Here is a 12,447-nt window from a genome sequence, read left to right as displayed (position 1 = left end):
GCGCCCGGGGACTGTCCCCGTCAGGTCCCTCGCACGCGTGCACGCACGCGTGCGAGGGCCAGGCGGCCCAGGAGCGTCGCCCAGTCGGCCAGCCCGCCGTAGAGATGCCCCAACGGTCCCGTGTAGACCCAGGCGAGGGCACGCGTGGAGGGTGAAGGGCGGCGGGCGGACATGCGTCGCCGACCGTACCGGCCGGCGCCCGCAGAGGCCGTGCGAGCGAGCCGCCAGGCGAGCTCGCGCACGGCAAGGCGAGCCCCCTGGGCGAGACCTTGCCCGCTATCTTGCGAAGCCACATGGCCGCCGCAACGAACGTGAAGACCACCGTCGAAGAGCTCCCCGAGTCGCGGGTGCGCGTGGAGGCGGAGGTCGCTCCCCAGGAGGTCCAGCGCCGCATCACCGAGGCGGCGGGCAAGATGGGCCGCGACCTGCGCATGCCCGGCTTCCGCAAGGGCAAGGTCCCCGCTCCGGTGGTCATCCAGCGCATCGGCCGCGACGCCGTGCTCGACGACGCCGTCCGCGCCGCGCTGCCCCGCTGGTACGTCGAGGCCATCGACGAGGCCGGCATCCACCCGGTGGGCGAGCCCGACGTCGACCTCGGCGACCTGCCCGCCGAGGGGCAGCCGCTGACCTTCACCATCGAGATCGGCGTGCGGCCGACCGCCACGATCGGCGACATCTCCAAGATCGAGGTCGACCGGCGCGAGCCCGAGGTGGACGACGCCGCGGTCGACGAGCAGCTCGAGACGCTGCGCCAGCAGCTCGGCCGCCTCGAGACCGTCGAGCGCGCCTCCGCGAGCGGCGACTCGGTCGTCATCGACTTCAAGGGCTCCATCGAGGGCGACGACGGCGAGCGCGACTACTTCGACGGGGGCGAGGGCCGTGACCAGCTGCTCGAGCTCGGCGCGGGGCAGTTCATCCCCGGCTTCGAGGAGCAGCTCGTCGGCACGTCGGCGGGCGACGAGAAGGTCGTCGAGGTCACCTTCCCCGAGGAGTACGGCGGCGCGCCGCACCTCGCCGGCAAGCCGGCGCAGTTCGAGGTGACCGTCCACGACGTGAAGGCCAAGAACGTCCCGGAGCTCGACGACGACTTCGCCACGGAGGCCGGCGGCTTCGACTCGGTCGCCGAGCTGCGCGAGGACATCGCGTCCCGCATGCGGGAGGCCGACGAGCGCAAGGCCGAGGCGGAGTTCCGCGAGGCCGCGCTGGACGCGGTCGTCGCCGGCGCCACGGTGGAGATCCCCGAGTCGCTCGTCGAGGCCCGCGCCCGCGAGCTGTGGGACCAGATGCTGCACTCGCTCTCGCATCGCGGCATCAACAAGGACGCCTACCTGCGCATCGCGCAGAAGACCGAGGACGAGCTCCTCGCGGAGGCGCGCCCGGACGCCGAGCAGGCGCTGCGCCGCGAGGCCGTGCTGGCCGCCGTCATCGAGGCCGAGGACATCACGCCGTCGGAGGGCGACATCCTCGACGTGCTGCAGCAGAGCGCGATCCAGCAGGGCACCGAGCCCGAGAAGCTGCGCAAGCGCCTCGAGCAGCAGGGCCGCCTCGACGAGGTCGTCGATGACATCGCCCAGCGCCAGGCCGTCGAGCTGCTCGTCGAGCGCGCGGGCGGACTGCCGGGCGCCGGGGACGGAGACGAGGACGCAGCGGCGTCCGACGACGCGCCCGCAGGCTCCTAGCGATCCTCCGGACGGTGATCGGACGAGCGTCGAGCCCCCTTCAGGACGCTCGCCGGCAACCGACCTGAAAGCCCAGGGAGCGCTCCTGGCCGGGTGCTAGCCTCCACGGACCTCCCGACACGGCAATCCGATCGCGCCGGCAGGATCCCGCCCGAGTACAGAGAACGAGCACGAGGTCTCATGAGTCCACTGGTCCCGATGGTCGTAGAGCAGACGTCGCGTGGTGAGCGTGCGTTTGACATCTACAGCCGCCTGCTCAACGAGCGCATCGTGTTCCTCGGCACGCCGGTGGACGATCAGATCGCCAACCTGATCGTGGCGCAGCTGCTGCACCTGGAGTCCGAGGATCCTGACAAGGACATCTCGATCTACATCAACTCCCCGGGCGGCAGCGTGTACGCGGGTCTGGCGATCTACGACACGATGCAGTTCATCAAGCCCGACGTGTCGACGATCTGCGTCGGCATCGCGATGTCGATGGGCGCCCTCCTGCTGGCCGGCGGCGCCGCGGGCAAGCGCATGGCGCTGCCCAACGCGAAGATCCTGATCCACCAGGTCTCGTCCGGCTTCCAGGGCCAGGCGACGGACATCGAGATCCACGCCAAGGAGATCATCGACATCCGTCAGCGGCTCGACCACATCATCGCCGAGCACACGGGCCAGGAGTACGAGAAGGTCCGCGCCGACACGGAGCGCGACTACTTCATGTCCTCCGACGAAGCCGTCACGTACGGGATCATCGACCGGGTCATCTCCGAGCACTAGACTCGGCTCGTACGCGACGTGAGAAAGCGGATGTAGATGGCGCGCCCTACGGATTCGAACGAGCAGCTTCTCTGCAGCTTCTGCGGAAAGTCCCAGCGGCAGGTCAAGAAGCTGATCGCCGGCCCCGGCGTCTACATCTGTGACGAGTGCATCGATCTCTGCAACGAGATCATCGACGAGGAGCTCACGGCTCCGCCCTCGTTCGACCTGGAGAACCTCCCCAAGCCGCGGGAGATCTACAGCGTCCTGGACGAGTACGTCGTCGGCCAGGAAGAGGCCAAGCGCACGCTGTCGGTGGCGGTCTACAACCACTACAAGCGCGTGCAGATGATGCAGTCGGCCGACGCCGACATCGAGCTGCAGAAGTCCAACATCCTCCTGCTCGGGCCCACGGGCTGCGGGAAGACGCTGCTGGCCCAGACGCTGGCGCGCATCCTCAACGTCCCGTTCGCGATCGCCGACGCCACGGCGCTGACCGAGGCCGGCTACGTCGGCGAGGACGTCGAGAACATCCTGCTGAAGCTCATCCAGGCGGCCGACTACGACGTCAAGAAGGCCGAGACGGGCATCATCTACATCGACGAGGTCGACAAGATCGCCCGCAAGGCCGACAACCCGTCGATCACGCGCGACGTCTCCGGCGAGGGCGTCCAGCAGGCCCTCCTGAAGATCCTCGAGGGCACCACCGCATCGGTGCCGCCGCAGGGCGGGCGCAAGCATCCGCACCAGGAGTTCCTGTCGATCGACACGACGAACATCCTCTTCATCTGCGGCGGGGCGTTCGCCAACCTCGACCAGGTCATCGAGCGGCGCATCGGGCACAAGGGCGTCGGCTTCGGCGCCGAGATCTCCGCCCGCGCCGACCACGACAAGGGCGAGGTCTTCCAGGACTGCCTGCCCGAGGACCTCGTCAACTACGGGTTGATCCCCGAGTTCATCGGGCGCCTGCCGGTCATGAGCGCGGTGCACCAGCTGTCGCGCGAGGACCTCATCACGATCTTGACCGAGCCGCGCAACGCGCTCGTCAAGCAGTTCCAGCGCTTCTTCCAGTTCGACGGCATCGAGCTGGTCTTCTCCGACGAGGCGCTCGTGTCGGTCGCGGGGCTCGCGCTGGAGCGCGAGACCGGCGCGCGCGGGCTGCGCTCGATCATCGAGGAGACGCTGCTCGACGTGCAGTTCGAGCTGCCGTCACGCCGCGACGTCAAGAAGTGCGTCGTGACGAAGGAGACCATCGAGAAGGGCATCACGCCCACGCTCGTCACGGAGGCCGTCGACGACGACGGCTCCGCCCCCGCTGCGGCCGAGTCGGCCTAGCCCGACGCCTGCCGCGGAACCCATCGCCTTCGGCGGCGCCGCGCTCGATCGTGCCGCCCATCGGCGCACGGACGCGGCGTGGCTGGCCGCCGCGCGCCGCGACCCGCAGGCCCGCGCGATCGTCGTGGGGCCGCACGGCGCGCACGCCGAGCCGCTCGCGCTCCTGGACTCCGACGCCGGCGCGCTCTTCCTCGGCGTCGGGCCGGAGGGCCCGGTCTTCGCCGTCGAGCGCGACGGGGTGGAGCTGGCCGGGCTCCGCGACCTGGCCGTCTCGCTCCCGGGCGAGCAGCTCGGCGTCGTCGCCTACGCCTCGGCGCTGGCCAGCTGGGCGCGCGCCAACCGCTTCTGCGGCCGCTGCGGCACGCCGACCCACGCCACCGAGGGCGGTCACGTGCTCGTGTGCGAGAACGGCCATCAGCACCATCCGCGCACCGACCCGGTGGTGATCATGCTGGTCGTCGACGGCGACCGCGTGCTCATGGGCCGCCAGGCGGCGTGGCCGCAGGGGCGCTACAGCGCGCTGGCGGGGTTCGTCGAGCCGGGCGAGCGCCTGGAGGACGCCGTGGCGCGCGAGGTCCTCGAGGAGTCCGGCGTGACCGTCGGCGACGTGCGGTACATCGCCTCGCAGCCCTGGCCGTTCCCGGTCTCGCTGATGCTCGGCTTCTGGGCGACCTACGCCGGCGGCGAGCCGCGGCCGCAGGCCGCCGACGGCGAGCTCGAGGACGTGCGGTGGTTCACGCGCGACGAGGTGGTCGAGGCGGTGAGCGGCGACGCCTCGTGGATCGACGGCGCGCCGTCGGACCGGCTCATGCTGCCGCCGCGCACCGCGATCGCGCGCCTGCTGCTCGATCGCTGGGTCGCCGGCCGCTGACCGCCGGCCGCCGGCCGCGCCGGTGCGTGGGCGCGCGCCGCCGCCGGGTAGCCTCGATCGCGATGCCCCGCCTCCCCGGCCGCAAGGCCGTCCCCTGGATGCTGATCCTCGACGCGGCCCTGGTCGCGCGCGCCCACTGGACCCGCCTCGACGATCGCGACCGCCGCGAGCTGACCCGGATCGTGCGCAAGTCCCACGGGCTGCCGGCCAACCTCACGCCGAAGGAGCGCTCGGAGCTGCTGCGCCTCGTGCGGCTGCTGGATCCCGTCACCGCCGGCCGCAAGCTGCTGCCGTTTCACGGTGGCGTGCGCCGCAGCCGGCGTTAGGCCTTCACGTCGCACCACGGCCTGACCGTGCTGGGGCCTTCGGCGTTGCTGGGGGCGAACCGGGTGTTCGAGTGGGTGCCGGCGCGGTCGATCTGCCGCCGGCGCCGTGAGGCGATCATTCGGGCCTGAATCATCACTTCGCGGGGTCGCCAGCGGTCGCAAACGAAACGCATGCTGGATTGACCCCGTATATCGGGGGTGAGACGACACGGACCGAATCGCCCACGGCCGGCGCCCGGGCCCTACCGCGGCGCCGTGGGCTGACCGACGCACCGCCGACGCGGCCGGCGCCCAGCGCGGGCGCCGGCGACGCCACGCGGCGTGGATCGTCGGCGATGACGAGAGCGAGCGTGCGTCGCGGGCTCCGGCGCGCTCGGTCGTCCGCCAGCGCCCCGGGGCGGGTGGGCCCGAACGCCGCGGCCCACCGCGCCAAACAGGCCCACCCGGCCCCCACGGCTCCGCGGACGCCCCGCGGCGCACGCGCCCCGGCCCCGCCGCGTTCTCGTCAGCGATCCCGCGCAACCGCGACGCCCACGCCCCGACCCCAGCGGGCGCCGCCAACCACGCCGACCCCGGAACGCCCGCCTCGCGACCAGCGCCCCACGACGCCAGTCCCCAACGCCCACCGCCCAAACGCAACGCGCTGCGCGCCCGGGTCGACCTTGATCATCCTGCGCCACAGCGGCGGACGAGCGCCCGCTGATGAGGCCGCGGAACGCGAGGTCGCGCGGGGAGCGGCTACCGGTCGCGGCGCGCGACGACGATCAGGTAGGCGGCGGGCAGCCGAACGTCGCCGCCGTCGCCGCGGTTCCACTCGGCGACCAGCTCGGCGAAGCGCGCGCGCAGCTCGGCGTACCGGTCGCCCAGCGCGCGGCGGGCGGCGACCAGCGCGCCGAAGTTCGCCTCCTGCCACGCCAGCGTGTCGTCGATCGACGGGAACTCCCACGTGATGGCGCCGCGCGTCACCGCGAGGCCGTCGCAGTGCGGCGCCAGCCGCCGCCGGACGGTCGCCTCGATCCCCCAGTCGATCGGATGCGCGGTGCCCATCGGCACCGGCAGGTACTCGCTCATGAGCTCGGTGATCTGCCCGGTGAAGCCGTCGGGCGTCCACGCGGCGAGGCCGACGACGCCGCCCGGGCGCACGACCCGGAACGCCTCGGCGGCGGCGACCTCGGGGCGGGGCGCGAACATGAGGCCGAACGCGCTCGTGACGGCGTCGAACGTTCCGTCGGCGTAGGGGAGCGCCTCGACGTCGGCCTGGTCCCAGCGCACGTCCAGGCCCAGCGCGGAGGTGCGCTCCCGGCCCGCGGCGACCAGCGAGGGCGCGAAGTCCGATGCGGTCACGTGCGCGCCCGTGGCCGCCGCCGCGACCGCGACGTTGCCGTCGCCGGCGGCGACGTCCAGCACCCGGTCGCCCGGCCCGATCCCCGCGGCGGCGACCAGCGCCTCGGCCGCGGGGACGAAGCGCTTGGCGACCTCCGGGTAGTCGCCCAGCGCCCAGAGGTCCTTCATCCGCTCCTTGAGCTGCTCGATGTCGGTCATCCCTGGCCAATGCTCGCGTATGTGGCGGATCGACGTCGGAGATCGCTGCGCTCAGCCCGCACGCGCGACGATGTTCAGCCGCACGTAGTCGTGGACCGGGTCCGGTCCGAGCTGAACGACCACCGCATCGAGGAACGGGTCGCGCAGCTCCTGCGGCAGGCACTCCAGATGCGAGCCGAGCGACACCGTCCTCAGGAACTCGCGCAGCCGCTGCGGGCGCTTGGGCGAGTCCTGCAGCCACACGCGCTCCACGGCGAAGCCCGCGCGCTCCAGGCGCCGGCGCGTCTCCTCCGGCCCCGCGAAGTTCCACGGGCCCGGCCAGTCGCCGAGCGCCGCGGCGAACGGCTCGCGGGCGCTGACGGCGAGCACGGCAGCGACCACCGTCGCGATGTTCCCGCGGCCGCCGCACTGCGCGACGAACGGCGCGCCCGGCTTCAGGGCGGCGCGGATGCGCGGAAACAGCGCGTCGTGGTCGGCGATCCAGTGGAACGTCGCGCTGGAGAGCGCGGCGTCGGCGGGCTCGTCGACGGTGAAGGCGACCAGGTCGGCCTGGCGGAACGTCGCACGGTCAGAGCCCAGCAGGCGTTGCGCCTCGGCCACCATCGCGGCGGACCCGTCGATGCCGACGACCCGCCCGCGCGGGAGGCGCTCCAGCAGCTGGGCGGTCACGCGCCCCGTGCCGCAGCCGAGGTCGAGCACGGTCTCGTCGCCCCGCAGCGGCAGGCGGTCGAGGATCTCGGCGCCCCAGCCCTGATGCGGGGTGGAGACCACCTGGTAGCTGCCGGCGTCCCACTCGCGCGGCGGTTGGAGGCGGGGGGCGGGCTGCGGTTGGGGGCGGGGGGCGGGACCAGAATCATCGTCGTCCATACACTCCGATCCTCTCATGTCGAGCCTGAAGGACCGCAAGCGCTTCGAGCCCTCGGAGGTCGAGCCGCGCATCGTGCAGCGCTGGTTGGACTCCGGGCTGTTCCACCCCGAGCCGGACAGCACCGCGGCCGAGAACTTCTCGATCGCGATCCCCCCGCCGAACGTCACCGGCGCGCTCCACATGGGCCACGCGCTCAATGGATCGATCCAGGACACGCTGATCCGCTACCACCGCCAGCTCGGCCGGCGCTCCAAGTGGATCCTCGGCACCGACCACGCGGGCATCGCCACGCAGACGCAGGTCGAGAAGCGCCTCAAGGACCAGGGCACGAGCCGCGAGGAGATCGGGCGCCCGGCGTTCATCCAGCGCACGTGGGAGTGGCGCGAGGAGTTCGGCGGCACGATCATCGAGCAGTTCAAGCGCCTCGGCGCCTCGCTCGACTACGAGGAGGAGCGCTTCACGCTCGACGAGCGCTACGCGCGAGCAGTTCAAGAAGTCTTCGTCTCCCTGCATCACAAGGGCTGGATCTACCGCGACAACTACATGGTCAACTGGGACCCGGGCTCCGGCTCGGCGATCAGCGACCTGGAGGTCGAGGAGCGCGAGGTCACCGACAGGCTGTTCCACATCGCCTACCCGTTGACCGACGGGACGGGCGAGATCGTCGTCGCGACCGTGCGGCCCGAGACGATGCTGGCCGACGTCGCGGTTGCCGTGCACCCCGACGACGATCGCTACCGCCACCTGATCGGCAGGACGGTGACGCTGCCGCTCGTCGGCCGCGAGCTGCCGATCATCGCCGACGAGTACGTCAAGACCGACTTCGGCACGGGCTGCTTGAAGATCACGCCGGGCCACGACCCCAACGACTTCGAGATCGGCCGCCGGCACGGCCTGCCGGAGCTCAGCGCCATCGGCGAGGACGGGCGCATGACCGACCTCGTGCCCGAGTACGCGGGGATGACGATCGCCGAGGCCCAGCAGGCGGTCGTCGCCGCGTTGGACGCCGAGGGCCTGATCCGCGCCCGCGACCCCTACACGCACACCGTGCCGTTCAGCCACCGCTCGGGCGAGCGCATCGAGCCGCTCATCTCGCTGCAGTGGTTCATGAGGATGGACGAGCTGGCGCGCCCGGCGATCGGCGTCGTGCGCGAGGGCCGCGTGACCATCCACCCCGAGTCGGAGTCGCGCCGCTACGTCGACTGGCTGGAGAACATCCGCCCGTGGTGCATCTCGCGGCAGCTGTGGTGGGGCCATCAGATCCCGGTCTGGTACCGCGACGGCGAGACCTACGTCGGCGCGGAGCCGCCCGAGGGAGACGGCTGGGAGCGCGACCCGGACGTGCTCGACACGTGGTTCAGCTCGGCGCTGTGGCCGTTCGCGACGCTCGGCTGGCCCGAGCAGACGTCCGAGCTGGAGGCGTTCTACCCGACCGACGTGCTCTCCACGGCCCGCGACATCCTGTTCCTGTGGGTCGCGCGCATGGTGATGATGGGGCTCGAGCTCACCGGCGAGGTGCCGTTCGAGCACGTCTATGTCCACTCGGTCATCCAGTCGCCCGACGGCCGGCGGATGAGCAAGTCGCTGGGCACGGGCATCGACCCGCTGACGCTCATCGAGGGCGGTCCGCGCCCGCCGGTCTTCACCCAGGGCGGCACGTTCCCGACCTACGGCGCCGACGGCGTGCGCTGGGGCCTGCTGGCCATGTCGTCGGCCCAGGACGTGCGCTTCAGCGAGGAGAAGGTCGCCCAGGGCCAGGCGCTGGCCAACAAGCTGTTCAACGCGATGCGCTTCGTGCTGCTCAACGTCGAGGAGGGCGCCGTCCCCGCCCCGGCGGCGCAGACCGTCGAGGACCGCTGGATCCTCTCCCGGCTCGAGTCGGCCAAGGCCGACTTCGCTGCGCGCATCGAGTCCTTCGACTTCGCCAAGGCCGCGCTCGGGCTCTACGACTTCGTCTACGGCGAGCTGTGCGACTGGTACCTCGAGCTCATCAAGGGGCGCGAGTTCGACGCGCGGCTGAGCGGCCACCTCCTGCACATCGTCCGCGAGACGCTGGTCCTGGCCCACCCGGTGATCCCGTTCGTCACGGAGGAGCTGTGGGAGCACGTGCCGGGGACTCAAGGGCTGCTCGCCGGGCACGTGCGCGCGCCCGCCGACCCGTCGCTGCGCGACCGGACCGCCGAGCGCGACATCGAGCGCGTGATCGCCACGGTCCAGGCCGTGCGCTCGTGGCGCGACGCCGGCGGCGTCAAGCCCGGGGCGTTCCTGAAGGCCCGCATCGACGGCCTCGACGGCCTGGTCCCGCTGGTGTCGCGGCTCGCGCGCCTGACGCCGGTCGACGACGCCGACGCCGAGCCGGTCGCGGTCATCCCGGTCGCCGGGTCCGAGGTGTTCCTGCTGGAGGGCGTCGACCCCGCCGAGGCGGCCGCGAAGATCGAGGCCGCGCGCCGGACGCTGCAGGCCGAGATCAAGCGGGCCGAGAGCAAGCTCTCCAACCCCGGGTTCGTCGACAAGGCCCCCGAGCCGGTCGTGGCCGCCGAGCGCGAGAAGCTGGAGCGCCTGCGGGTCGAGCTGGAGGCGCTGTAGTGACGGCCGCGGCGATGACGGTGCGCGACGCCGAGCGGCTCCTGCTGTCACTCGAGCTGTTCGGCATGCGGTTCGGCCTGGACCGCATGCGCCGGCTGCTGACCGCGCTGGGCTCGCCGCAGGAGCGCTTCGCGGCCGTGCACGTGGTCGGCACCAACGGCAAGTCCTCGACGGTGCGGATGACCGCGGCGATCCTGCGCCGGCACGGCCTGCACGTCGGCGCGTACCTCTCGCCGCACCTCGTGTCGTTCACCGAGCGGGTCCGCGTCGATGACGCCGACGTCTCCGGTCCCGACTTCGCCGCCGCCGTCCAGCGCGCGGCGCGGGCGGCCGAGAAGGTCGACCGCACCGCGCCCGCCGACGACCACGTCACGCAGTTCGAGCTCCTCACCGCCGCCGCCTTCGACCACTTCGCACGCGCCGGCGTGGACGTCGCGGTCGTCGAGGCCGGTCTCGGGGGGCGCTTCGACGCCACCAACGTGCTGCCGTCGAAGGGCGCGGTCCTCACGAACGTCGGGCTGGAGCACACCCGCTGGCTCGGGCCGACGGTCACCGACATCGCGACCGAGAAGCTCGCGGTGGTCGAGCCCGGCTCCACCCTCGTCGTCGGCGCCGACCTGCACCCCGACGCCGCACGGCTCGCCGAGGACGTCGCGACGCAGCGCGGTGCGCGGCTCGTCATCGCCCCCGCGGATCCCGGCGTCGAGCTGGAGATGGTCGCCCGCGGCGCCTTCCAGCGCCGCAACTTCGCCCTGGCGGCCGAGGCCGCCCGCGCCTACCTCGACCCGCCCGGGACGCTCGACGCCGCCGCGGTGCGCGCCGCGGCGGCCTCCACGCTCGTCCCGGGCCGCTTCGACGTCGTCGCGCAATTGGGCGAGGGCGCCGAGGTGGTGCTCGACGGGGCGCACAACCCCGGCGGGATGGCGGCGCTGGCCGAGGCGCTGCCGGAGTTTGCGGCGGGCCGCCGGCTCGTCGCCTGCCTGTCGGTGCTCGACGACAAGGACGCCACCGAGATGCTGCGCACGCTGCTGCCGGTGTGCGACGCGCTGGTCACCACGCGCGCCCAGACGCCGCGTGCGCTGCCGCCCGCGACGCTCGCGTCGCTCTGCCACCAGCTCGGGTTCACAGGCGCCGTGGAGATCGTCGGCGCGCCGCGCGCCGCGCTGCAGCGCGCCCGCGTCCTGGCCGGCGACGACGGCGTCGCGCTGGCGACCGGCTCGATCTACCTCATCGCCGACCTGCTGCGCCCCGTCGGCGCGGCGAGGAGCTCGCTGTGAACGACGACGGCCCGCGCGTGGGCGTGATGGTCGCCGCGGTGGCGATCATCGTGGCCCTCGTGATCCTGCTCTTCTTCGGTATCGGTTATGGGTTCGGGCGTATGTTCCTGTAGCGCCTCGCACCCCGGTCGAAGGGGGAGGATCCGCCTCTCCGGGTACGAACACCGTGGCAGGAGCACCACCCTCGGCCGTCAACACCCCCTAGGATTCTTGAGCACATGCCCGTCGAAGCGGTCTTCGGGATCGACAGCTCCGGTCTGAACACGGCCGTCAAGCTGCTCGTCCTCTTCCTCGTCGTCATCTACGTGGCGCTGATCTACTACACGTACGCGGACGCGCGGCGGCGCATCGAGGACCCCATGCTGGTCGGCTGCGCCACGCTGGCGAGCCTGTTCCCGTTCGTGGGGACGATCGTCTACATGATCGTCCGGCCGCCGGAGTACCTGGACGACGTCCGGGAGCGCGAGCTGGAGATGCAGGCCGCCGAGGCCCGCCTGCACGGCCAGGGCTTCTTCCTCTGCCCGCACTGCGAGGGCGAGGTCAAGGAGGACTTCCTCCGCTGCCCGCACTGCCTGCGCAAGCTGAAGGATCCCTGCGCCAACTGCGCCAAGCCGCTGGATCCCTCGTGGAAGGTCTGCCCGTACTGCGAGGCCGAGATCCCGGGGGTCACCCCGCAGCCGCGGCGCCGCCGCCGGCGCGCAAGCGGTGACCTCGCCGAGCAGACCGCGGTCAGCGAGCCGGGCTCGTAGAGTCCGGTCGCTGCAGCACCCGAACCCGAACCTCCCCTCTCTCCAAGGAGCCACATGTCTGTGGACCGGACCCTCATCCTGGTCAAGCCCGACGCGTTCGCGCGCGGCCTCACCGGCGAGATCCTCGCCCGCTTCGAGCGCAAGGGCCTCGAGATCGCCGCGCTGAAGCTCGTCACCACCCCGCGTGAGACGGCCGAGACGCACTACGCCGAGCACGCCGAGCGCCCGTTCTTCGGCGAGCTGGTCGACTTCATCACCTCGGCGCCGCTCGTGGCCGCGGTGCTCGAGGGCCAGGACGTCGTCAAGGCCACCCGCCAGCTGATCGGCGCGACCAACCCGCTGGAGGCCAACACCGGCTCGATCCGCGGCGACTTCGCGATCGAGGTCGGTCAGAACCTCGTGCACGGCTCCGACTCGCCCGGGTCCGCCGAGCGCGAGATCGGCCTCTGGTTCCCCGAGCTGTAGGGCCG

The 12,447-nt window shown here is 72.2% G+C and carries 12 protein-coding genes; 9 read left to right on the top strand and 3 right to left on the bottom strand.

Annotation, left to right across the window (positions count from 1 at the left end; all coding sequences use genetic code 11):
* Positions 1-20: 20 nt before the first annotated feature.
* Positions 21-173 (bottom strand): hypothetical protein, encoded by a 153-nt coding sequence (locus VK501_RS01245; RefSeq protein ID WP_324333822.1) that lies wholly within the window; start codon positions 171-173, stop codon positions 21-23.
* A 120-nt stretch (positions 174-293) separates the two neighbouring features.
* Between VK501_RS01245 and tig the strand changes: the two genes are divergently transcribed.
* From tig to VK501_RS01220, 5 genes are all read left to right on the top strand, one after another.
* Positions 294-1,679, top strand: coding sequence for a trigger factor (tig, locus tag VK501_RS01240; RefSeq protein WP_324333820.1), 1,386 nt, complete (start codon positions 294-296; stop codon positions 1,677-1,679).
* A 180-nt stretch (positions 1,680-1,859) separates the two neighbouring features.
* Entirely contained in the window at positions 1,860-2,444 is a 585-nt protein-coding gene (gene clpP / locus VK501_RS01235) for an ATP-dependent Clp endopeptidase proteolytic subunit ClpP (RefSeq protein WP_324333818.1), read from the top strand.
* 36 nt (positions 2,445-2,480) lie between these two features.
* On the top strand, positions 2,481-3,758 hold the full coding sequence (gene clpX / locus VK501_RS01230) for an ATP-dependent Clp protease ATP-binding subunit ClpX (protein WP_324333816.1): 1,278 nt from the start codon (positions 2,481-2,483) through the stop codon (positions 3,756-3,758).
* Positions 3,759-3,882: 124 nt separating this feature from the next.
* Positions 3,883-4,629 carry an NAD(+) diphosphatase gene (gene nudC, locus VK501_RS01225; RefSeq protein WP_324333814.1) on the top strand — a complete coding sequence of 249 codons (747 nt, stop codon included), beginning with the start codon at positions 3,883-3,885 and terminating at the stop codon, positions 4,627-4,629.
* A 62-nt stretch (positions 4,630-4,691) separates the two neighbouring features.
* Entirely contained in the window at positions 4,692-4,955 is a 264-nt protein-coding gene (locus VK501_RS01220) for a hypothetical protein (RefSeq protein ID WP_324333812.1), read from the top strand.
* A gap of 738 nt (positions 4,956-5,693) precedes the next feature.
* On the opposite strand, the gene VK501_RS01215 is transcribed toward VK501_RS01220, so the two are convergent.
* Both VK501_RS01215 and VK501_RS01210 read right to left on the bottom strand, forming a co-directional pair.
* Positions 5,694-6,497: a class I SAM-dependent methyltransferase gene (locus tag VK501_RS01215; protein WP_324333810.1), complete on the bottom strand. Its 804-nt coding sequence runs from the start codon at positions 6,495-6,497 to the stop codon at positions 5,694-5,696.
* Between the two features lie 51 nt (positions 6,498-6,548).
* Positions 6,549-7,364, bottom strand: coding sequence for a class I SAM-dependent methyltransferase (locus VK501_RS01210; RefSeq protein ID WP_324333808.1), 816 nt, complete (start codon positions 7,362-7,364; stop codon positions 6,549-6,551).
* Positions 7,365-7,380: 16 nt separating this feature from the next.
* On the opposite strand from VK501_RS01210, the gene VK501_RS01205 reads away from it, so the two are divergent.
* The 4 genes from VK501_RS01205 to ndk all read left to right on the top strand — a co-directional run bounded on the left by VK501_RS01205 (position 7,381) and on the right by ndk (position 12,442).
* Positions 7,381-9,951 (top strand): valine--tRNA ligase, encoded by a 2,571-nt coding sequence (locus VK501_RS01205; protein WP_324333806.1) that lies wholly within the window; start codon positions 7,381-7,383, stop codon positions 9,949-9,951.
* The gene (locus VK501_RS01200; RefSeq protein WP_324333804.1) at positions 9,951-11,228 is read left to right on the top strand and encodes a bifunctional folylpolyglutamate synthase/dihydrofolate synthase; all 1,278 of its coding nucleotides are present in this window, start codon (positions 9,951-9,953) and stop codon (positions 11,226-11,228) included. The genes VK501_RS01205 and VK501_RS01200 overlap by 1 nt, the downstream gene beginning before the upstream one ends.
* 218 nt (positions 11,229-11,446) lie before the next feature.
* On the top strand, positions 11,447-11,977 hold the full coding sequence (locus VK501_RS01195; RefSeq protein ID WP_324333802.1) for a zinc ribbon domain-containing protein: 531 nt from the start codon (positions 11,447-11,449) through the stop codon (positions 11,975-11,977).
* A 54-nt stretch (positions 11,978-12,031) separates the two neighbouring features.
* Positions 12,032-12,442, top strand: coding sequence for a nucleoside-diphosphate kinase (gene ndk / locus VK501_RS01190; RefSeq protein ID WP_324333800.1), 411 nt, complete (start codon positions 12,032-12,034; stop codon positions 12,440-12,442).
* The last annotated feature ends 5 nt before the right edge of the window (positions 12,443-12,447 follow it).

Source organism: Baekduia sp. (genome assembly GCF_035318805.1).
Taxonomy (GTDB): domain Bacteria; phylum Actinomycetota; class Thermoleophilia; order Solirubrobacterales; family Solirubrobacteraceae; genus Baekduia.
The sequence above is the reverse complement of the archived record's forward strand: the minus strand, read 5'-3'. Positions and strand labels throughout refer to the sequence as shown.

Coding starts and splice junctions, on each gene's coding strand:
- VK501_RS01205 (WP_324333806.1), top strand. CDS start 7,381: ATGTCGAGCCTGAAGGACCGCAAGCGCTTCGAGCCCTCGGAGGTCGAG.
- VK501_RS01195 (WP_324333802.1), top strand. CDS start 11,447: ATGCCCGTCGAAGCGGTCTTCGGGATCGACAGCTCCGGTCTGAACACG.
- clpX (WP_324333816.1), top strand. CDS start 2,481: ATGGCGCGCCCTACGGATTCGAACGAGCAGCTTCTCTGCAGCTTCTGC.
- VK501_RS01245 (WP_324333822.1), bottom strand. CDS start 173: ATGTCCGCCCGCCGCCCTTCACCCTCCACGCGTGCCCTCGCCTGGGTC.
- tig (WP_324333820.1), top strand. CDS start 294: ATGGCCGCCGCAACGAACGTGAAGACCACCGTCGAAGAGCTCCCCGAG.
- VK501_RS01215 (WP_324333810.1), bottom strand. CDS start 6,497: ATGACCGACATCGAGCAGCTCAAGGAGCGGATGAAGGACCTCTGGGCG.
- VK501_RS01210 (WP_324333808.1), bottom strand. CDS start 7,364: ATGGACGACGATGATTCTGGTCCCGCCCCCCGCCCCCAACCGCAGCCC.
- VK501_RS01220 (WP_324333812.1), top strand. CDS start 4,692: ATGCCCCGCCTCCCCGGCCGCAAGGCCGTCCCCTGGATGCTGATCCTC.
- clpP (WP_324333818.1), top strand. CDS start 1,860: ATGAGTCCACTGGTCCCGATGGTCGTAGAGCAGACGTCGCGTGGTGAG.
- ndk (WP_324333800.1), top strand. CDS start 12,032: ATGTCTGTGGACCGGACCCTCATCCTGGTCAAGCCCGACGCGTTCGCG.